This window comes from Saccharothrix syringae (assembly GCF_009498035.1).
GTDB classification, from domain to species: domain Bacteria; phylum Actinomycetota; class Actinomycetes; order Mycobacteriales; family Pseudonocardiaceae; genus Actinosynnema; species Actinosynnema syringae.
Map to the genome: position 1 here is coordinate 3,356,839 of NZ_CP034550.1, position 20,578 is coordinate 3,377,416.

General features: G+C 73.0%; 19 protein-coding genes and 1 pseudogene. 15 read left to right on the forward strand and 5 right to left on the reverse strand.

The window, feature by feature from the left end; all coding sequences use genetic code 11:
- The first annotated feature begins 155 nt into the window (after window positions 1-155).
- From EKG83_RS15140 to EKG83_RS15150, 3 genes are all read left to right on the forward strand, one after another.
- A complete protein-coding gene (locus EKG83_RS15140) occupies window positions 156-605 on the forward strand; it encodes a DinB family protein (protein WP_033433226.1) in 450 nt (149 codons plus the stop codon).
- On the forward strand, window positions 602-1,810 hold the full coding sequence (locus EKG83_RS15145; RefSeq protein WP_051766429.1) for a MalY/PatB family protein: 1,209 nt from the start codon (window positions 602-604) through the stop codon (window positions 1,808-1,810). The genes EKG83_RS15140 and EKG83_RS15145 overlap by 4 nt, the downstream gene beginning before the upstream one ends.
- A 141-nt stretch (window positions 1,811-1,951) precedes the next feature.
- Window positions 1,952-2,440: a hypothetical protein gene (locus EKG83_RS15150; RefSeq protein ID WP_033433225.1), complete on the forward strand. Its 489-nt coding sequence runs from the start codon at window positions 1,952-1,954 to the stop codon at window positions 2,438-2,440.
- Window positions 2,441-2,490: 50 nt separating this feature from the next.
- Here EKG83_RS15150 and EKG83_RS15155 read toward each other — a convergent pair whose 3' ends face one another.
- Window positions 2,491-3,153: a type 1 glutamine amidotransferase domain-containing protein gene (locus tag EKG83_RS15155; RefSeq protein WP_033433224.1), complete on the reverse strand. Its 663-nt coding sequence runs from the start codon at window positions 3,151-3,153 to the stop codon at window positions 2,491-2,493.
- A 107-nt stretch (window positions 3,154-3,260) separates the two neighbouring features.
- Between EKG83_RS15155 and EKG83_RS15160 the strand changes: the two genes are divergently transcribed.
- The 5 genes from EKG83_RS15160 to EKG83_RS15180 all read left to right on the forward strand — a co-directional run bounded on the left by EKG83_RS15160 (window position 3,261) and on the right by EKG83_RS15180 (window position 8,915).
- The gene (locus tag EKG83_RS15160) at window positions 3,261-4,166 is read left to right on the forward strand and encodes a LysR family transcriptional regulator (RefSeq protein WP_033433223.1); all 906 of its coding nucleotides are present in this window, start codon (window positions 3,261-3,263) and stop codon (window positions 4,164-4,166) included.
- Window positions 4,167-4,707: 541 nt separating this feature from the next.
- Complete coding sequence (locus EKG83_RS15165) at window positions 4,708-6,351, forward strand: AMP-binding protein (RefSeq protein WP_033433222.1); 1,644 nt, start codon at window positions 4,708-4,710, stop codon at window positions 6,349-6,351.
- A gap of 37 nt (window positions 6,352-6,388) precedes the next feature.
- Window positions 6,389-6,658 carry a phosphopantetheine-binding protein gene (locus EKG83_RS15170; protein ID WP_033433221.1) on the forward strand — a complete coding sequence of 90 codons (270 nt, stop codon included), beginning with the start codon at window positions 6,389-6,391 and terminating at the stop codon, window positions 6,656-6,658.
- 5 nt (window positions 6,659-6,663) lie between these two features.
- Window positions 6,664-7,944, forward strand: a complete 1,281-nt coding sequence (locus EKG83_RS15175) for a cytochrome P450 (RefSeq protein ID WP_153278122.1) — start codon at window positions 6,664-6,666, stop codon at window positions 7,942-7,944.
- Entirely contained in the window at window positions 7,941-8,915 is a 975-nt protein-coding gene (locus tag EKG83_RS15180) for a ketoacyl-ACP synthase III family protein (RefSeq protein ID WP_033433219.1), read from the forward strand. Before EKG83_RS15175 ends, EKG83_RS15180 begins: the two co-directional genes overlap by 4 nt.
- Window positions 8,916-9,220: 305 nt before the next feature.
- Here the strand turns inward: EKG83_RS15180 and EKG83_RS15185 are convergent, their stop codons facing one another.
- Window positions 9,221-9,586 (reverse strand): hypothetical protein, encoded by a 366-nt coding sequence (locus EKG83_RS15185; protein WP_033433218.1) that lies wholly within the window; start codon window positions 9,584-9,586, stop codon window positions 9,221-9,223.
- A 226-nt stretch (window positions 9,587-9,812) separates the two neighbouring features.
- Here EKG83_RS15185 and EKG83_RS15190 point away from each other — a divergent pair, with 226 nt between their 5' ends.
- Both EKG83_RS15190 and EKG83_RS15195 read left to right on the forward strand, forming a co-directional pair.
- Window positions 9,813-10,616, forward strand: a complete 804-nt coding sequence (locus EKG83_RS15190; protein WP_051766428.1) for an SDR family NAD(P)-dependent oxidoreductase — start codon at window positions 9,813-9,815, stop codon at window positions 10,614-10,616.
- A 649-nt stretch (window positions 10,617-11,265) separates the two neighbouring features.
- A complete protein-coding gene (locus EKG83_RS15195) occupies window positions 11,266-11,640 on the forward strand; it encodes a hypothetical protein (RefSeq protein ID WP_153278123.1) in 375 nt (124 codons plus the stop codon).
- A gap of 31 nt (window positions 11,641-11,671) precedes the next feature.
- On the opposite strand, the gene EKG83_RS15200 is transcribed toward EKG83_RS15195, so the two are convergent.
- Complete coding sequence (locus EKG83_RS15200) at window positions 11,672-13,345, reverse strand: prenyltransferase/squalene oxidase repeat-containing protein (RefSeq protein ID WP_033433217.1); 1,674 nt, start codon at window positions 13,343-13,345, stop codon at window positions 11,672-11,674.
- Between the two features lie 440 nt (window positions 13,346-13,785).
- Between EKG83_RS15200 and EKG83_RS15205 the strand changes: the two genes are divergently transcribed.
- The 4 genes and pseudogenes from EKG83_RS15205 to EKG83_RS47765 all read left to right on the forward strand — a co-directional run.
- Entirely contained in the window at window positions 13,786-14,262 is a 477-nt protein-coding gene (locus tag EKG83_RS15205; protein WP_084716805.1) for an RICIN domain-containing protein, read from the forward strand.
- Window positions 14,263-14,754: 492 nt separating this feature from the next.
- A complete protein-coding gene (locus EKG83_RS15210; protein WP_153278125.1) occupies window positions 14,755-16,590 on the forward strand; it encodes an RHS repeat-associated core domain-containing protein in 1,836 nt (611 codons plus the stop codon).
- A 70-nt stretch (window positions 16,591-16,660) separates the two neighbouring features.
- Window positions 16,661-16,873, forward strand: a complete 213-nt coding sequence (locus EKG83_RS15215) for a hypothetical protein (RefSeq protein ID WP_033433213.1) — start codon at window positions 16,661-16,663, stop codon at window positions 16,871-16,873.
- A gap of 292 nt (window positions 16,874-17,165) precedes the next feature.
- A pseudogene (locus EKG83_RS47765) lies at window positions 17,166-17,562 on the forward strand (aldehyde dehydrogenase family protein); the annotation flags it as partial.
- A gap of 486 nt (window positions 17,563-18,048) precedes the next feature.
- Here the strand turns inward: EKG83_RS47765 and EKG83_RS15225 are convergent.
- Window positions 18,049-19,002: a transposase gene (locus EKG83_RS15225; RefSeq protein ID WP_228122623.1), complete on the reverse strand. Its 954-nt coding sequence runs from the start codon at window positions 19,000-19,002 to the stop codon at window positions 18,049-18,051.
- Window positions 19,003-19,208: 206 nt separating this feature from the next.
- Window positions 19,209-19,658 carry a MarR family winged helix-turn-helix transcriptional regulator gene (locus EKG83_RS15230; protein WP_033433255.1) on the reverse strand — a complete coding sequence of 150 codons (450 nt, stop codon included), beginning with the start codon at window positions 19,656-19,658 and terminating at the stop codon, window positions 19,209-19,211.
- Window positions 19,659-19,732: 74 nt separating this feature from the next.
- Here EKG83_RS15230 and EKG83_RS15235 point away from each other — a divergent pair, with 74 nt between their 5' ends.
- Window positions 19,733-20,578, forward strand: coding sequence for an alpha/beta fold hydrolase (locus EKG83_RS15235; RefSeq protein WP_084716803.1), 846 nt, complete (start codon window positions 19,733-19,735; stop codon window positions 20,576-20,578).

Sequence of the window (20,578 nt, forward strand, 5' to 3'; positions counted from 1 at the left end):
ACGGAGGTGGCGGCCAGAATCAAGTCACCATTTAAACGGTTACTTGGTTCGGGGTAGGGCGCGGGCACGCCGGTGTCCCACCCCGGAGCCGAGCCGCCCCTGGGAGGAGACCTCCGGTGACGCCCGAACGACCTCACGCGCGCGGATCGTGCCCGGTGGACGAGTACCTGTACTTCGTGGACCGGGCCTTCGACGGGATGCTGGCCGCCCTGGACCGGCTGGGGCCCGACCGCGGCAACACCGCGCCGCCGCTGCCCGGCGCCAACAGCCCCTACGCGATCGTCCACCACTGCGCCGAGGTCGTGGACTACTGGATCGGCCACCTGCTCGCGGGCCGGGCGATGGACCGGGACCGGGACGCGGAGTTCCGCGCGACCGGCGACCCGGGCGAGCTGCGCGACCGGGTGGCCGCGCTACGGCTGCGGCTGCGCGAGGACCTGGCGGGCGTCGACCTCGCCGCACCGCCCGCCACGGCGCCGCCGGCCGGCTACCAGGGCCCGGAACGACCGCTGAGCGGCGCGGGCGTGCTGCTGCACGTGCTGGAGGAACTGGCCCAGCACCACGGGCAGGTGGAGATCAGCCGCGACCTGCTGGAGGCGTCGTGACCACCGACCCGCTGTTCGACGCCCGCACCGCCGAGGAGCTGCGCGCCGGGTACGGGGTCAAGTGGGGGCGCGTCGCCGACGACGTGCTGCCCGCCTGGGTGGCCGACATGGACTTCCCGGTGCCGCCGGTGGTGGTGGAGGCGCTGGACCACGCGGTGCGCCACGGCGCGCTGGGCTACCCGGACTGGCCCGGCGGCAACCCGCTGCGCGCGGCCTTCGCCGGGCGGATGCGGGCGCGCTACGGCTGGCGGGTCGCCGCCGACGAGGTCCGCGAGCACACCGACCTCATCCAGGGCCTGCAACTGACGCTGCACCTGGCCACCGCGCCGGGCGACGGCGTGCTGGTGCAGACCCCGAACTACCCGCCGTTCCTGGCCACGGTCACCACCATGGCGCGGCGGCGCGTGGAGTCGCCCTGGCTGCGGACCGCCGACGGGTGGGTCCCCGACCTCGCCGGGCTCGACCGCGCCGCCCGGGACTGCCGGGTGCTGCTGCTGGTCAACCCGCACAACCCGACCGGGCGGGTGCTCACCCGCGACGAGCTGCGCGAGGTAGCGGTCATCGCCCGCCGCCACGACCTGCTGGTCATCAGCGACGAGATCCACGCCGAGCTGACCCACGACGGGCACGAGCACGTGCCGCTGGCGTCGCTGGGCGATGACATCGCGCGGCGCACGGTCACGCTCACCTCGGCCACCAAGGCGTTCAACCTCGCCGGGTTGCGCTGCTCGGTCGTGCACTACGGGCCCGAGCGCCTGCGCGCGCTGCGCGACGCCCAACCGCCCGACCTCTACGGCGTCGTGTCCACCCTGGGAGTGGTGGGCACGCTGGCCGCCTGGCAGGGGGGCGACGACTGGCAGCGGCGCCTGCTGCGGGTGCTGGACCGCAACCGGCGGCGGACCGCGGCCGCGCTGGCCGAGTGGGGCGGGGCCGAACCCCTGCCCGAGGCCGGCTACCTGTACTGGTTCCCGGCCGCGCTGCTGGGCGCGACCGGGGAGGACCCGGTCGCGGACGTCCTCGACCGGACCGGGGTCCTGCTCGACGGGGGAGCGGGCTTCGGCGGGGACGGGCACCGGCACCTGCGGCTCAACTTCGCCACCGGCGCGCCGCTGCTGGAGGAGGTGCTGGGCAGGCTCTCGGCCGCCGCGCGCGGAGCGGGTGCGCCGGGCGCCGGGGCGGGTGCGTCGCCCGCCGTCGGGCGCTGAGCGGGCGCTGAGCGGGCGCCGGCCGCCGGAGCCGGCGCGTCCGGGCACGACCGCCGGACCGGGCGGGCACGGGAGGCCGTCCGGCCTTTTGGGCGGGGCGTTCGCGTGGTGGTCTGGGAGGCGTCCTGGAGGAGGTCGACCGTGACACCGCACCGGATCGCCCAGCGGCCCGCCCCGCCACCCGCCCGTGAGGCTGCGGCGGTCGCCGAGTGGTACCGCCACCGCTGCCGCTGGCCCGTCGAGGTGGTGGCCGACGAGGCCCGCCTGCCGCTCGGCGGCGGGGTCGTCGCGTTCAAGGTCCCCGCCCGCCTGGTCGCCGCGGTCGTCGCCCGGTTGACCACCCAGCAGGCGCTCGGGCCCGCGCTGCGCGTGGCCGACGACCGCGTGGTGTTCCTGTGCGACGCCAACGACGACGTGTTCAGCGGCATGGACCTGCCCGTCGGTGTCGTGCACCTGCGCGCGCCGTCGAAGCTGGTCCTGCCGCCGCCGCGGCTCGCCTCCTGCTGGCTGGCCCTGCCCGAGCGGGACCGGACGTGGCTGCCCTCGGCGAACGCGGTCTTCCGCGCGATCGTCGACGTCGCGACCACCCACGCGTCGCCCCGCCGCCTCCCGCGGTTCCCGTACACCTGACGGCGCGGCGCCCCGCGCGGCCGGGCCGGGCGGGGGGCCGCGGTGGGCGATCAGGCCAGCGCCTTGAGCACCGCCTGCGCGGTGTCCACACTGGACTGCGGGTTCTGGCCGGTCACCAGCGTGCCGTCCACCACCACCGTGCTCGACCACGCCGGCCCGGTCTCCAGCACCGCGCCCAGCTCGCGCAGCCGCGCCTCCACCGAGTACGGCACGGCCAGCCCGCCCTGGCGCTCCTCCTCGTCGGTGAACGCCGTCATCCGCCGCCCGGCGAAGGCGAACGAACCGTCCTCGCGCACCGCCGACAGCAGCCCGGCCGGACCGTGGCACAGCGCGGCGACGACCTTGCCGGCGTCGGCGAACGACACCAGCAGCTTCCCCAGCGCCGGGTCGCCGGCCAGGTCGGCCATCGGGCCGTGCCCGCCGGGCAGCACCACGGCGTCGTAGTCGGCCGGGTCCACCTCGGCCAGCACCAGCGGCGAGGCCAGCTCGTCGGAGATGGACTCCAGGTAGGCGTCGAACTCCTCGCCGCGGCTGGCCGCGTCCACCACCGGCCGCGCGCCGCCCGGCGTGGCGATGTCCACCCGCGCCCCCGCCTCCCGCGGCACGCGCACCGACTCCACGACCTCCTCGGCCCAGAACCCGGTGGCGTGGCGCGACCCGTCGGCCAGCACCAGCTCGTCCGCCGCGGACACCACGACCAGCACCCTGCTCATCGGAAAAACCCCTTCTCAACTCGGGACCGTCGACGACCAGTCCATCACTTTTCCGACGACTAGGCTGGGTGCGGCCATCACGTTCCTTATGCCTCGGAGTTGACGCGGTGCCCGACCTGGACCTGCTGGCCACGTTCGTGGAGATCTACCGGAGCGGTTCGCTGACCGCCGCGGCGCAGCGGCGCGGCCTCACCCAGCCGGCGGTGAGCGGACACCTGGCCCGGCTCGAACGGGAGCTGGGCGAGCCGCTGTTCACGCGCGGCAGCCGCGGCGTGACGCCGACCGCGCGCGCCGACGAGCTGGTCCGGCGCGTCGGCGCGCACGTGGACGCGCTGCGGTCCGCGCTGTCGGGCGCCGACGGGCGGGAGGCGTTCGCGGGCACCGTCCACCTCGCGGGCCCGGCGGAGCTGCTGACCGCCCGCGTGCTGCCCGCCCTGGCCCCGCTGACGACGCGCGGCCTGCGCCTGCGGGTCGCCGTCGGCCTGGCGGCGGACCTGCTCACCGCACTGGCCAACGGGCGGCTGGACCTGGTGGTGTCGTCGGTGCGGCCCACGGACCGGGCGCTGAGCGCGACGCCGTTCGCCGACGAGGAGTTCGTGCTCGTCGGCGCGCCCACCCTGGCCCGGTCGGTGGACCGGGAGCTGCTGGCGCTCGACCCGGTGCGGGCGCTGGCGCACCTGCCCCTGGTGGCCTACGCCGAGGAGCTGCCGATCATCCGCCGGTACTGGCGCAGCGAATTCGGCCGCCGCCCACCCAACCAGGTGGCGGTGGTCGTGCCGGACCTGCGGGCGGTGCTGGCCGCGGTCGTGGCGGGCGCGGGTGTCTCGGCGCTGCCGCGCTACCTGGCCGAACCGGCGCTGTCGGCGGGGTCGGTGGAACCGGTGCACGTCGCGGCCGTGCCGCCGCTCAACACCCTCTTCCTGACCACCCGCGTCGGCGGCCTGGCCAACCCCGCCGTGGCCCTGGTCCACGACCACCTGCTGGCCCGCGCGAAGCACTGGAACGGCCTGTGACCGGCCGGCCGCCCCCGGGCCGGACCCGAGCGGTGCCGGCCCCGGTCCGTCCCATGTGGACTGGACGTGGTCCGGCTCGGCGCAGCCGGTGGCGCCCGCGAAGTACGGCCGGGCGGATGACGTTGCAGCCCGGCCGGTGGGTAGCTCACCGTGGACCAGCCGCCGCCGTTGGAGGCGCTGCCCGCGGAGAGGCGTTCGGCGAGGGCGGTCCGCGGTGTCGGGCCTCCGACGCGCCGCGGACGGCGAGCGCCCGCGGGATGCCGGGCAGGCCGGTCACCGACATGACCGCGACCTCCGGCAGCGGGAGCGCGGGACGGCCCGCGTCCGGCATCGATCCATTGCTTGACAATGCACTGGGCGAAACCCAGACTCTGTCCCGAAAGAGCCCAGCGTCGGGCGGACCACCAATCCCCCAGCCCGGACGCCACCCCGTCGGGAGACCACCCCACCTGCTTTCCCACGCGGATCGCGCCCGCGATCCGCGTGACCCCCGCACGTCCGCGAACCCCTTCGTCCTCCCGGGACGGTCAGGAGAGTGAGCATGGCGGACCACGGCCGCGCCGCGGTGACGACCCTGGCGGAACTGCTCGACCACCTCGACGACGAACGCGGTGACGCGGTCGTCGCGTTCCCCGAGACCGGGCAGCGGTTGTCGCACCGCGAGGTCCCCGCCCTGGCCTGGGGTGTCGCGGACGCGCTCCTGCGCGCCGGGGTGGGTGAGGGGTCCGTGGTCGGCGTGCTCGCCGGCACCGAGCCGGACTTCCTGCCCGCCGTGTTCGGGGTCTGGGTCGCCGGCGCGGCGGTCACCGTGGTGCCCGTGCCGCCGATGCCGACCCGGCCCGAGCAGGTCGCCGACGGGCTGGCCGCCCTCGTCGCCCGCCTGGACCACCTGGTGGTCGCGGAGGGCCTGCTCGCCGTCGCCGCGGAGCTGGCCGGGCGCCGGCCCGGCCTGCGGGTCGTCCGCGTCCGCGACTGCGCGCCGAAGCCCCGGCCGGCCTGCGCCGCCCGGCCCGGGTCGACGGCCGTGGTCCAGTTCACCTCCGGCAGCACGGCCCGGCCCAAGGGCGTCGTGCTCACCCACGCCGCGGTGCTGGCCTGCTTCGCCTCCACCGCCGTGGCCAGCGGCGTGCGCGCCGACGACGTCTTCGTGTCGTGGGTCCCGCTCTTCCACGACCTGGGCCTGATCACCGTCCTGTTCGGCCTGTGGAGCGGCTACGAGCTGCACCTGTTCAGCCCCTGGCACTTCGTCCGCAGACCGCGCCGGGTCGTCGAGCACCTCGGCGCCGTCGGCGGCACCGTGTTCGCCGGACCCGACTTCGCCTACGACCGCCTCGCCGAGGCGTACGGCGACGGCGTGCTCAACGGGCTGGACCTGCGGTCGTGGCGGCTCGCGCTCAACGGCGGCGAACCGGTCAAACCCGGTACCGTCGACCGGTTCTCCCGCGCCCTCGCCCCCGCCGGCCTCTCCGACCGGGCCGTGTTCCCCGTCTACGGCATGGCCGAGGCCACCATGTCGGTCGCCTGCCCGCGACCGGGCGGGCCCACGCGGGTCGCGTGGCTGGACCGCGAGGCGCTGGCCGACCGGCGCACCGCGCTGCGCGTGCCGGACGGCGCGGAGCACGGCACCGGGCTGGTCTCGGTCGGCCGGCCGGTGCCCGGCATGTCGCTGCGCCTGGTCGCGGCGGACGGCACCGAGGTCGCGGACGGGCAGGTGGGGGAGATCGCGCTGCGCGGCCCGGCGCTGACCAGCGGGTACCTCGACGACCCCGAGGCGACCGCGAGGGCGTTCCGCGACGGCTGGCTGCACACCGGCGACCTCGGCGTCCGCCTCGACGGCGAACTCCACGTCGCGGGCCGGCTCAAGGACATGATCATCGTGGCGGGCCGCAACTTCTACGCCGAGGACGTCGAGGACGTCGTCCGCGCCGCGCTGCCCACCGGCCGCGGCCGGTGCGTCGCGTTCGCCGACCACGAGCGGGAGCGCATCGTCGTGGCGCTGGAGACCGGGGACCCGGCCGGTGCCGCCGAGCTGTCCGCGCGCGTGCGCGGGCTGGTGTCCGCGCGCCTGGACCTGGGCGCGGTCGACGTGCACGCGGTGCCGCGCAACACCTTGCCCCGCACCACGAGCGGCAAGTGGCAACGTGCGCTCACCGCCCGCCTGTTCCGCCGGCTGACCGGGGCGTGAAGCCCCCGACCACCCGCACCCGCCGAGGAGGACCAGCTTGTCCACGACCGACCGCGACACCGTCGACTTCACCGCGCTGATCCGGGAGGTGCTGTCGCAGGCGCTCGACGTCGACCAGGACGCCGGCGCGCTGCCGCTCGACGTCCCCTTGGTCGGCCTGCCCAACATGAGTTCCCTGGCGATGCTGCGCGGCGTGGTGCTGCTGGAGGGGAGGCTGGGCCTGGAGCTGGACGACGACGAGCTGGTCACGGCGAGCACGATCGGCGAACTCGCCGCCGTCGTCGAGCGCCAGTACCTGCGGAGGTGAGCCGGGTGCGCCAGGAGGACGCGACCACGTGCCCGCGGCTGATCACCGAGGGCTACCGGGACCGGGTGCACCCCGAGATCTACGACGAGCTGGCCCGGCAGGGGCCGGTGCGGCGCGTGCTGCTGCTGGGCGACGTCCCGGCGTGGGTGGTCACCACCCGTGCCGAGGCCGACGACGTCTACCGGGACCCGAGGCTGGTCAAGGACCCGCTGCGGGTGGCGGCCCTCGGCCAGGCGATCGGCACCCGGCGGGTGCCGGAGGACCTGCCGGCGGTGGCCGGCAGGCAGTTGATGAACCTCGACGGCGAGGACCACGCCAGGGTCCGGCGCGTGATCGGCAAGCGCCTGTCCGACGCCGCCCTGGAGAGGTGGCAGCCGGCCATCGACCGGGCGGTCGAGCACCGGGTCGAGGCCCTGGCCGCCCACGACTCCGCAGATCTGGTGCGGGACTTCGCGACCCCGCTGGTGATCGAGGTCGTCGCGTGCGTCCTGGGCGTCCGCGAGGAGCTGACCGGGACGATCATGCGGCACGGCCGCCGCCTGCTGGGCACCGGGTCGCCGCGCAGCGCCGAGTGGACCGAGTCCTACCGGCTGGCGGTCGAGGCCGCCGACCGCGCCGTGCGCGAGCGCGACCCCGACGACGGCGACGACGTCCTGGCCGCGATGCTGCGCGGCCGGCGCGACGGCCTGCTGAGCCGCCGCGAGATCACCTCCAACCTGATCATGCTCATGCTCGGTGCCGACCTGCCGGTGGTCGGCTTCATCGCGCACGGCGCCGCCGTGCTCCAGGACGACCACCGGGAGCGCGCCGCGCTCCTGGGCGGCGACGCGGCGGCCGTGGTGGACCGGCTCGTCGCGAAGCGGCCACCGATCCCCTTCTCCAGCTGGCGCTTCGCGGTCGAGGACCTGGAGATCGCCGGGCAGCGCGTCGCGGCCGGGGACGCCGTGCTCGTGCTCACCGCCACCGCGAACCGCGACGGCACCGCGAACCGCGACAGCACCGCGAACCGCGACACCACCGCGAACCGCGACACCACCGCGTGCCCGGTGACCGCGGGCGCGGCTCGCGGCCGCTCGTCCGGGCACCTCAGCTTCGGCGCCGGCCCGCACCGCTGCCCCGGGGGCCCGCTCGCCCTGCGGCAGGCGGCCACCGCGCTGCCCGCGCTGTTCCGCCGGTTCCCCGGGCTGCGGCTGGAGGTCCCGCTGTCCGAGGTGCCCTGGCACGGCGGCATCGGGCCGCGCGTGCCCGAGCAGGTGCGCGTCCGGCTCACCGGGACGCGGTCGTGAGGGTCGCGGGCGCCGTCACCCTGGCCGGCTGCGCGCTGTGGTTGCCCGAGGAGTGCTACACCGCGCGGCAGGCGCAGGCCAACGGCGCCGTGAGCACCGCGGACTCGTCGGGCGAGGGCATCGACCGGCTCCCCACCGCCGCGGGCACCGCCCCGACCCTCATGGCCGTGCTGGCGGCGCGGCGGGCCCTCGACCAGGCCGGGGTGCGGCCCGACCGGCTCGCGCTGCTCGCCCACGCCTGGGTCTACGACCAGGGACCGCAGACCTGGACGCCACCGCACCGCGTGGCGCGGGAACTGGGCGCGCTCGACTGCGCGGCCGTCGGTGTGCGGCAGATGTCCAACGGCGGCGCCTCGGCGTTGCAGGCCGCCGTCGCCCACCTGCTCGCCGAACCCCGGGCCGAAGCGGCGCTGGTCACCACCGCGGACGCCTTCACCGACCTGCCCTACGACCGCTGGCGCCCCGTGCCCCCGCTCGGCGACGGCGCCACCGCCGCGGTGCTCACCAGGGGGCCGGGCCGGCAGGTGGTCGAGGCGATCGCGTCCGCCGGTGACAGCGGGCTCGAACTCTCCTACCCGACCGCGCACCCGTTCGAACCGCTGCCGGGAGGGCACGTGCGCACCCCCGGCGCGCCCGACCGCGGCGCCCTGCGCCGGATCGCGCGTTGCGTGGGCCGGGCCGTCGACGCCGCGCTGGAGGACGCCGGCCTGGCCCCGGACGACCCGAGGATCAGCGCGGTGCTGCCGCCCCGCGTCGGGCGCACGTTGACCGACTACCTGACCGGTGCGGCACTGGCACCGCCACTGCGCGGGAAGACCGTCGCATCGGGACGGCACACCGGCCACCTCGGCTCCGGCGACCTGCTCGCGAACCTCGCCGAGCACCCGCCACCCGCCGCCGGGGACTTCCACGTGCACATCAGCATGGGCGCCGGGTTCACCAGCACCTGCCTGGTCACGCGGGGGACCTGAGCCCGGCGCGCGGGCCCGCCGGGAACCCGGTCGAGGTGCTCGCTCGAACGTTCCGAGGGCCCGGATCGGGCTCGGTCGACCCGATCCGGACCGGGCACGGGTTCCGGCCGGCCCCGCCACGCCGCCCTGGAGGACGGCGGTGCGACCCGGCGCGAGCAGGCCGGGACCGCCGGAAGAGGTCCGGTCGACCGCCCGCACCACCGGGGAACCGGTCACGCCCCTCGGGGTGTTCTCCGCAGGACGCTCCGCACCGGTGCGGCACCGGCGCGGAGCGGGGGCGCGAGCCCCGGCGTCGGCGACCGGTGTCAGTAGCGGAAGACCGACCCGTCGGCGCGGACGTGGAAGACCTCGTTGGCCAGCCGGGTGGTGTACGAGCTGCGCACGGTGTTCCGGACGGGGTTGGAGCCGGGCTTCGGGGACACCTCGATGACGACCTGCTCGTTGCCGTAGTGCGTGATCGAGGTGCACTGGTTGTAGCCGACCGTGGTGCTGGAGACGAACCGCTGCGGGAAGGTCGCCCTGGCGACCAGTGAGGTGGAGTAGTCGCACAGGGTGAGCTGGTACGCGGCGGCGGCCGAGGCGGTGCCGGCGATGCCCAGCACCCCCAGGACGATCAGGGCGGTGGTCAGCAGCGGGACGGTGATGCGGCGCAGGGCCGAGGTCGGGGCCACGGTGTTCCTCCATGGTGGTCGGTGTGCTCAGCGTGCAGTCTGGGAGGTTGACGGGCCGTCCGCGCCGGGTCGCCGGGCCGCTGTGCGCACACGGGAAAGCCGCCGTGCCCGGACCGCTCGACCTCGTTTCCCGGTCGGGCACGCCGACCGGGCGCGGCGGGTGTCGCCGGGACGCGCCGGGGTTAGCGTGCGGCCACCAATCCCGACCAGGCGAGGGGCCGAGCCCATGTCCTACGACTTCAGCGGCATGACGTTCGTGATCACGGGTGGCTCGCGGGGCATCGGGGCGAGCACGGCGCGCGCCGCCGCCCGGTACGGCGCGAACGTCGTCGTGTCCGGCACGCGGGAGGCGACGGGCGAGGCCGTCGTGGCGGACGTCCTCGCGGCCGGCGGCGAGGCCACGTTCGTGGCCTGCGACGTGCGCGACGAGGACCAGGTGCGGGGGTTGATGGCCCGCGCGGTCGAGGTGTACGGCGGCATCGACGTGCTGCACAACAACGCGGGCGTCAACGAGACCGCGCTGACCCCGAGGGTGTCGCTGGAGGACCTGACCGCCGAGACGTTCGACCACGTGCTGGCGGTCAACGTGCGCGGCGCGTTCCTGTGCGCCAAGTACGCCCTGCCGCACCTCAAGGCCAGCACCCGCCACCCGTCGATCATCAACACCGGCTCGACCGGGTCGTTCCTGGCCTTCCCCGGCTGCATCGCCTACGGCGTCAGCAAGGGCGGCATCAGCCTGCTCACCAAGAACCTGGCCCTGGACCTCGCACCGCACGGCATCCGCGTCAACTCCTTCGCGCCCGGCGTCACCGAGACCGAGATGGTCGCCGACTACGTGGCCGCCGCCGCCGATCCCGACGCGCTGATGCGGGCGATGACCGGCGCCCACCTCGTGCCCCGGCTCGGGCGGCCCGAGGAGATCGCCGAGCTGGTGTGCTTCCTGGCCAGCGACAAGGCCCTGTTCGTCAACGGCGCGGAGTGGCCGATCGACGGCGGCACGCTGGCCTGGCGCGGCACTGCCGAGCGATGACCACCCGTTCCGCCGACCGGGGACGGGGGCCCGCATCGCCGCGGACCCGCACCGCGCCTGCGGCGGTCAGCTCGCGCCGTACGCCCGCACGACGGGGTAGCCCAGGTCGTCGAAGACGTAGGTGTAGACGTTCTGGTACTCCGCGGTGAGCTCCTTCGCCATCATGGTGCCGCCGCGCTGGTCGGGGTTGCCGAAGATGACGACCCTCTCGCCGCCCCGATGGGTCCCGGTGACGCACTGACCGGCCGTAGAAGGCGGCGTAGAAGTTGTACTCGTCGGCGGGGTTGCAGAGCTGGAAGGTGTACGTCGACGCCGCCGCGGTCAGGGCGACCGGAGACTTGCGGAGGACGGGGGTGAGGCGCAGGATGCTCCTCCTGCGCGTTCTCGGACGGTTCGCGGCGAAGTCCGGGTGATCGGCGGACGGCGCCGGGACGACCCGCCCCGCGCCCTGCCCCAACGGGAACCGGCTGCTGCCCGAAGCCGCGTCGTCGCCCCCCGGTCCGAAGTGGACCGTAAGTCGGCCACGCGCTGTGGGCCTCCGGGACGAACGGCACGCCCGTGCGGCGGCTCGTCGTGCGCGACGACGGCGACGTGGTGCTGCTCGACGTCGACGGCGCCGAGCGCTGGAGCACCGGGCCCGCGCGCGGACGTGCCCCGGACGCCCGCCCAGTGGCGCGCCTTCCCGAGCTCCTACAGCGCCGACTACCGGCGCGTCGCCGACGAGGACGACCTGGAGCAGGTCGAGTCCGGCCGGCTGGGCTTCGCGGGAGCGGACGAGAACACCCTCCTGGCCCTGGAGGAGCGCCTGGGCCGTCGGCCGGCTACCGGGCGTTCCTGCGGGTGTCGGACGGGTGGACCGACCCCGGCCCGTTCACGTACTCGACCCACACCACTGCGACGGTCGGGTGGGTGGGTGGCCGACGTGAACCCGGCCCTCGCCGAGGTGTTCCCCGAGGGCGAGACCTTCGAGTACCTGCGCACCTACGCCGGGCGGCCCGTGCGACCGGCGGAACCGACCGGCTGACCGGGGTTCGTCCGGCAGCGGCGTGGTCGCCTCACCCGAGCCGGTTCCAGCGGACGGCCGCCTGGCGCACCAGCACCGCGGTGGGATCGGTGCTCCCGGGTGCCGCTGCGTCCGGCCGGTGCGTCGCCGGGAAGCCCGCGTGCGACCGCACCGGGTCGCGCAGCCAACCGATCCCGGCGGCCGCCGCGTCCAGCACCGGTCCGGTGCCCGGCGCCTCCGCCAGGGCGAGCAGTGCCACCGCGGTGCTCAGGGGGTCGGCGGCCCGGCCACCCGCACGGGCCCAGCCCCCGTCCGGGAGCTGCGCGGCCAGCACGTGCCGGGCGCCGAGTTCCACGGGAGGGGCCCAACGACCGCGCAGCGCCCCGATGACCCTCATGCACGCACGGGTGCCGTGGAGCGTGCCGGGCCACCGCCCGGACACCCAGCCGCCGTCCGGCGACTGGGCCGAGCACAAGCGGTCCAGCACCCGCTCGACGGGCAGGTCCGCGCCGAACTCCAGGCCGGCGTGCAGGAGGTTGGCCAGTGCTCCGGGATCGGTCGCGCCGCTCCCGCGAGGACTGCCGTTCGTCGGGAACGCCCACCGCAGCGCTCCCTCGACCTCCTCGCGGAGGGCGTGCGCGCGGCCCGTGCCGACCAGCAGCCTCAGGACCTCCGCGAGGACGTCGACATCACACGAGTCGTCGGGCAGGTCGGGGACGTCGGGCAGGCAAGCCCACAGCACCCGCCCGGGGCGACGACCGGCCAGCAGGCGCTCGACTTCGCGGTCCGGGTACCCGTCCGGCCCGCCGCCGGCGACCGGGTGGCCGACCTCGACCAGCGCGTTCGCCACCAGGAGGCGGGCGAGGAGATCACCGTCCCCCCGGGGCGGGACCGCCGACCGCTCGTGTTCCGACGGGGTGCGCGGACCGGCGTGGACGAGAACCCGCCGAGGACCGCTCGGGAAGGGAACCGTGACTACGTGACCCTCAGGAAAGGCGTCTCGTGGGGCGGTTCCGGGGAGAAGCCCGCGCCGCATCGTGATTTCACGCCCCACCAGGTCCACGTGGGCCAGCCACGCACCGACCGGCAGCCCGTCGGCGGCGACACCGGCCGCCGCGACCGCCGCCGAAGCGCGGTCGAGCGCCTCGGCGGCGACCCCGTCCAGGTGCAGGGCGCGCCCGAGCCGATCCACCTCGGCGGCCGACCGGCAGCTCGACGGCCACCCGCCCAGCCCGGCGAACCGCGCTGCCAGCGCCAGGACCGGCGACGGCTCGCCGGTCAGGGCGTCCTCGCGCCAGCGGGTTACCCCGTTCACCAGGGACTCGGCCACCACCAGGTGCTCAACCGACCGCGCCAGCCGGTCCGCGGTCCCGGCCGCGCCACCGAGCCGACCCATCGCCACCAGCAGCACACGGGCGAAGGCCACCCTCAGCCGCGCCGGCAGCGGTACGTCGTCAGCGGCCGCGCACTCCGGTGAGCCGGCCCGGTGGTGCCCAGGGGTGCCGGGTGCCACCGGGCACCACACCGGGTTGGCGCGCAATGCTTCCCGCACGCCGAGGGGGACGGGCAGCAGGCCCACCGCGACCCGGTAGCCCTCCACTGCGGCTGGCGCTCCTCGCAGGACGGACGAGGCGAACGCGGTGGCGGCGGTCGAGAGCCCTGCCAGCTCGTCGGAACCCACACCGGGGAATGCGGGCGCGAACCCGCGGACGTCGACCTCCGGCATGGGCACCGGGTCGGGGAATGATCCCGCGGAACCGCCGGCACAGGTTGTCCCGTCCACCGCTCACCAGCCTCCCTCGCCGGGGATGACCAGGCGCATGGGAAGGATAAACGCGCTACAACCCGCGCGGCGAGGCTGTGGACCCATTGTGCGCGAAGGAAAATCACGCGGTGCCCGATCAGGCAGCCGAGGAACGGGCTCGCCGGTGGTTTCCGCCCCGGGCGATGCGGGTCGGGTCGGACGGCGTGCACCACGTGAAGTCGGGGCACACCCCCTTGCGCGTTGAGGCAGAGCGGTCGATGGCGGTCTTCGCGCGGTCACCACTGATGATCCAGACTTCGGGGCGGTTCGGGTGGGCCTCCGGCGGTTCCCGGTGTCCGGTGCCGTCCGTTCCGCCCGACGTGGCGCCGGCCTCGTCAACCACTGACCAATGAGAAGGTGTCATGCGTTTTCTCCGTATCACCACGTTGATCGGCGTCATCGCCGTCGCTGTCGGGTTGCTGTCGGCGCCGGCGCAGGCCGCGACCGTCACCCTGTACGGCACCCTCCAGAACAAGCAGACCGGTTTCTGCCTGGACTCCAACGCGCAGGGGAAGGTCTACACGTCGACGTGCGCCTCGGCCAACAGGTACCAGCAGTGGGTGTTCACCTTCGACGAGGCAGTGGGCACGCACACGATCAGGAACGTGGCGACCGGCAGGTGCCTCGCCGTGGGCATCGTCGAGAACCCCTTCGTCGCGACCACCTCCTGCGGTACCGGGAAGGACTCACCCATGGAGTGGGTCAAGTCGGGTGACCGACGGGTCAACAAGCTCTTCGGAGTCTGCCTGGACTCCAACAGCGCCAAGGAGATCTACCCGCTGCAGTGCAACGGCGGCAACTACCAGAACTGGCAGCTCAACAAGCTCTTCGGAGGGTGAGTCACGCGGTACCACGCCACCGCTGTTCCGCTGTGGAAGTCGCGCGCACTACGGCCACGAGGCCGGCGCCGGCCGATGCGTCACCATGTTGACAGTGACGAGGAAGACTCTCCAGATTCTGTCACTGTCTGAATGGTTGCTTGTTCGGGGAAGTGCGAGCGGGTTCCGTGACCATCGACGAGTACCTGTACTTCACCGGCCTCGGAGCGCGCAATTGACCAACGCCGGTGTGCTGCGACCCGCTGTTCGACGACGTGCTGCCCGCCTGGGTCGCCGACATGGACCTCCCCGTGCCGCCGGTGGTGGCGGACGCCCTCGCGCACGCGGTGCGCACCGGCGGCCCGGGCTACCCCGACCGGCCCGGCGGCAACCCGCTGCGCGCCGCGTTCACCGAGCGCATGGCCCGGCGCTACGGCTGGGAGGTCGCGGCGAACGAGGGTCAACCCGGACGGCAAGGAGTCGAAGTACCTCTACGACGCCGACGGCTCGCGGTTGATCAGTCGCGAACCGTCCGCGACGACGCTGTACGTGTTCGGCCAGGAGATCCGCCTGGAAACCGGCACCAGCATCCCGTCGTGGACCCGCTGGTACTCCCACGGCGACCAGACCGTGGCGGTGCGCAACAGCGTGACGGGCCTGAAGTGGCTGATCCCGGACCACCAGGGCACCAACCAGATCACCGTCGCCAAGGACGCCAACCTCACCGTCACCCAACGCCGCCAGACCCCCTACGGCGCCAACCGCGGCACCGCACCCCCGTCATGGCCCGACCGCCTCGGGTTCGTCGGCGGTCGCAACGACGAGTCGGGCCTGACCCAGGTCGGCGCACGCCTGTACGACAACGCCTCGGGCCGGTTCCTCTCCGCCGACCCGGTCATCGACAACAACGACCCGCAGCAGCTCAACGGCTACGCCTACGCCAACAACAGCCCGGTCACCTTCAGCGACCCCACCGGCCTGATCCGCGACTGCGGCCCCGACGGCGTGATGTGCGGCCTCGACAGGCGCATGTTCAGCGGGGACAAGGACGCGCAGCAGGCTCAACACGAGAAGGAGAAGCGGTCCGTCCAGTCGTACCGGCGGGCGGTTCAGCAGTACACCGCCGCCGTCAAGGCCGAGACCGAACAGGCGATGACCCAGCAGGGCGTCAGCTGGGAGGACTACCAAAGAGCCCTGGCCGATGCCCACAAGACCAAGTGGGATGTGATCAAGGAGGTCGCCTGGGACGTCCTGAAGGAGATCTCGGGCTGGAACGACATCGTCGACTGCTTCACCAAGGGCGACATCTGGGGCTGCGCCGGACTCGTCGCCGGCCTGGTCCCGTGGGGCAAGGTCGGCAAGATCCTCGAAGCCGGCTGGAACGCCATCAAAGCCGTCGACCGACTCGCCTCCATCGTCAGCAAGGCCCAGGGCGTGCTGCGCCGCGTCCAGGGCATCGCCGAACAGGCGGCCCGGGCCGTCACCGAGAAGTTCCAGAAGACCTCCTCCGGAGGCGGGAGCTGTGCTTGGCACAGCTTCGTGGCCGGAACCCGGGTGTTGATGGCTGATGGTTCGACCAAGCCAATCTCGGAAGTGAAGATCGGCGGCGAAGTCAAGGCCACCGACCCGGCCACGGGGGAGACCACCAACCGCGAGGTCGTCGGCACCATCGTCCACGACGACGAAGGCGACATGACCAAGCTGACCGTCGCCAGCCAGGACGGCGCCACGGGCAGCGTGGACGCCACCTCCTGGCACCCGGTCTGGGTCGACGCCGAAGGCCGCTTCGTCAACATCGGCGACCTCAAGCCCGGCCAGGTCCTGACCTCGGCCGACGGCACTTCACCGGTCGTCACCGATGTTGACCGCTACACGCACTTCGAGCCGGTCTACGACCTCACGGTCGAAGGCGTCCACACCTACTACGTCGTTATCGGTGTGGACGACATGCTCGTGCACAACTGTGGCGACAACATGGACTTCGTCCACGGCACGTCGGCCGCGCACGCGGACAACATCGAGGCCAACGGCCTCAGTGCCGACGGTGCTCGTGCCGGCTTCCACGGAGGCAGTCTGGGGCAGCCTGGAAAGTTGTTCACTTACCAGGTGCATGGCGCCGGAGAATCGGAAACCTTGAGCGCTGCGGCTACCTTCGCGCGATCACGAACTCCATCAGGGCAGGACTCGTCAATCCTGATTTTCCGTACGTGCGCTTGCATCTACAACCGGTTGACGAACGAAGGGCACATCTCGACTCACGTGACCGATGAGACGACGGGTAGGATTGAACACATCTTCGGCGGTGGTGCGATGCCGCACCTGGAACTCATCCACCGTAGGACTTTCTAATCTGTGATCACGGGTAGTAGCTTGACAGGTGCGACGGAGGTGGCCAGTGCGAGAAAACGGAGAATCTCCGATGTCGAGTGAGTACGACGACATCTCGCCGGAGGTCTGGGAGCACGCAAACAAGTTCCGTCGAGCGCTGGATGCGGTTCGGCTCACCCATCGGGGGCGCCCGGTGGGGGAGATCCGCCAAGCTCTCGTCAAGGAATGCGAGGCGGAGGGCATCAAGCCTTGGAACGAGGTCCTGGATGACGCCGCATACCAGGTGTCGATTCAAACGGATTGAGCGGTTCGCGGTCCTGGGAGTTGACCTGAGTGGGTAGCGCGACGGCCCGTCGGGTGGGGTTGGTTCCTTTTCTGTAGGCACCGTCCACCGGTCGGGCCGTTGTGTTTTCCAGCTATGGCTGTACTCTGCGGAAAAAAGCGGAAGAATGGTCTCCGGAAAGGTCTGCGAATCGGTTTTCGACCGGCTTCTGAGCCTGATTTCCCAGGGTTGAAGGCATCTTCGTGGTGCAGGCGGACATTTCCGGTCATGTTGCTGCCGGCCTCGTTGCCGGCCGAGGCGAAGTTGCCTGAGAGCGGTGCTGCCGGTGCCCAACGAGGTCGTGGGATGTTGGCGGAGGGTCCGAGATTGCCGGTGGTGTCGTTCACCGGTTCGGGGTCGGTGGGTATTCGATCCTGGGGCGGGTGCCGCGCAAGCACGTGGTGCTGGAGCTGGGCGGCAACGTCGCCGCGGTGGTGTGCCCGGACTGGGACGACCTGGACTTCGCCGCCTCGCGCATCGCCACGTTCGTGATGTACCAGGGCGGGCAGTCGTGCATCTCGGTCCAGCGCGTCTACGCCCACGCCGACATCTACCCCGCGTTGGCCGAGACGGTGGTGGCGCACGTGCGCAAGCTCGGTGTCGGCGCCCCGACGGACCCTGCCACGGACGTCGGCCCGCTGATCAAGCAGGCTGCGGTAGTCGCGCTCAACCTGTCAGCGGATCTGCGCAGCCTGGGTGAGGAGAGCGAGTCGGCGGTGTGGCACGCGTACACGGTGGAGGGGGCCCGCCGGGTACTCGGCGAGGAGTGCCCGGCGGTGATCGCTGCCATCCAGTATGTCCGGGTGAACTGCGACGCTGACACCATGCAGTTCTGACCGACGCGGTTTTGGCTTGAGATTCAACCGGTTCGGTGTGGTCGACTGCGTTCCGTTGCGGGCACGTCGTTTTGTGGCTTCCAGTACGGACACCAAGTGCACGTCGTGGCGGGTGGCGGGCCGGTGGTTGGGGTGTCCGGCCGGTCGCCCTGGGCCGGGGCGGGTGGGTTTTGGTGCACCGGTCGGGCGGGTGGTGTGTCGGCGCAGGTGCCGAAAGGCGCGGCGGACGCGAGCGGGAGTGAGCCGGTCGGGTGAGGCGGGTTTCTCCCAAGGACGACGTAGGTCGGCGGCCAGGACCAGCCATGTCCACCGGTCGGCCGCTCACGGGTCGTGGATCTTCGGGTGGGTCCGGCCCAGGGTCTGTTTGAGCATGCGGAAGGTGTGCTCGATGTCGAAGCGGCGCAGGAACGCCTGCCAACACCGGTCGACCTCGCCGGTGTCGAGGTCGACGTTGGAGTGCCACAGCCAGACCGGTTTCGGGATCGCCCCGGAGGGCAGCCGCTGCACTTGAAGCCGGATCACGGCGCCCTCGATGATCGGCAGTCCGTCCTCGCCCGCCGCCCAGGCCGAGCGGTGGGGCAGCCGCGGGTGCAGCCGGTCCCTGGCCCGGACGCGGGCCAGGGCGTAAAGGCGGATCCTGGTCCGTGACCGCACCTGTGGCGTACCCCGGGCGGCCGGGTCGCCGAAGACGAACTCGTCACCGTGACGCCGCGGACGACCCCACGTACCCGGCGGACGCGGCAGGGTGGCCCGGCGCAGCACGCGGTCCGACCGCATCCGCACCAGCACCGCCACCGGCAGACCGGCCAACAGGAACGCCAGACGGGGACCGTCGTAGCCTGCGTCGGCCACGATCAGGATGTCCGGGTCATCCGGCCGGTGGTGGCCGAACTCGACCAGCGCGCCCACCACCCGGCGCAGCTGCGCGGCGGTCACTGTCGCGGCGTCGTCGCCCGGCGCCAGGCGCACCGCGTCCAACGGCGCGGTCCAGGAACCGCGTCCGGTCTTCAGGGCGACGACGATCGAACAGGGCCATCCCGGCCCATCACGTGCTGATCCCTGCTCTGCCCGTAGGTGTGGCACAGGATCCGCTGCGGCGAGGTGTGGGCTTCCGGACGCAGCCAGGCGGTGATGTCCCTCGGTGTCCACCTCGCCGCGCGCCAGCGCGGCATAGACGCTGCCGTGCCCGCGACGGCGTTCACCCACCAGCGACAATTCCGCCGGCGAGCGCACCGGCCCGTCCGCGTACAGCATCGCCTCGGCTGGCTCGAACAACGCAGCCGACCGCCTGGTCAGACACCGGTGGAACTCGGTTCGGAACCGACCCAACACCCCACTCGCCGTCCTGTGGTCGGCGTCGTGCACACTGGCCACCGCGGCCTCTGGTCGATCTTCTAACTGTCGCAAGAAGGATGATCAACCAAGGGCTCTTCCATGATCAACCGGGTCCGGCGGCCGACCGTCGCTCGTTAAATCTCAAGCTAGGTCAGCTCGTCGGCCAACGCCGTGATGGTCCTGGCCAGGTCCGGCAGCAGTTCGGGCGGGATCCGGTCGAGCACCCGCTTGCGCGCGCTGGTCAGGTACGACGGCTGAGCCGCCTGCATCACCCGCAGTCCCTCGTCGGTCAGGATCGCGTCGTTGCCGCGCGCGTCCTCGCCGTGGCGCTCCTTCTGCACGAGACCGTGCTTGCCGAGCCCGTCGACGACCCTGGTGATGCGGGACGCGGTGAGCCCCGCCCGGGCGGCGAGCGCCGACATCCGCAACCGGCGGCCGGGTGCCTCGCTCAACAGCAGCAGCACGGCGAACTCGGTCATCGTCACGCCGGTGCGCGACATGTCGTCCTCCAGCGCGCGGGGCAACGCGTGCACCAGGCGGCCGAGGCTCTGCCAGAGCCGGTTCTCGTCGGGCGATAGCGGAGTGGGTGCGGTCACGCTCACAGGTTACTTGCCTAACCAAGCAATAGGGAGTATTCCTTGCTTAGGCAAGCAAGCTAAGGGGTGATCGCATGAGGTCTCCAGCGTCGGCGCCGGAGGGGTTCGAACACGCGTATGCCGAGGTCAACGGCGTGAAACTGCACTACGTGATCGGCGGAGAGGGACCGCTGCTCGTGCTCGTGCACGGCTGGCCGTTCAGCTGGATCGAGTTCCGCGCACTGCTACCGCTGCTGGCCGCACGCGGCTTCCGGGTCGTCGCACCGGACCTGCGGGGCTCCGGCGACTCGTCGATCCCCGACGGGCACTGGACCAAGCAGGACGAGGCCGACGACCTGCACCGGCTGCTGCGCCACCTCGGCCACGACAACGCGTTCGTGCTCGGCACCGACGTCGGCACCATGACCGTGCACGCCTGGGCCCAGCGCTACCCGCGGGACGTGACCAGGCTGGTGCTCAGCGAGTGCTTCCTGCCCGGCTTCGGCCTGGAGGAGCACCTGTCGTACCTGTGGCACTTCGGCTTCCACGCCGAGAGCGAGTTCGCGGCGAAGCTCGTCGAGGGCCGCGAGGAGCAGTACCTGTCCTGGTTCTACCGGCAGATGATCCGCGGCGGCATCACCGAGGACGACCACGCCGAACTGCTGCGCACCCTCACCCGGCCCGGCGGCATGCGCGGCGGGTTCGAGCACTACGCCACGGTGCTGGAAGACGGCCGCAACGCGCGCGCCGGCGGCAAGGTCGAGGTCCCGGTGCTCGTGCTGCACGGCGAGTACGGCCTGCCGTCGGACGTCCTGCTCAACGGCGCCCGCGAGGCCGCGACCGACGTGCGCGCCGAGATCGTGCCCGACGCCGCCCACACCTACGCCGCCGACAACCCGCACGCCACCGCCGACGTGCTGACCCGCTTCTTCGCCGCCTGA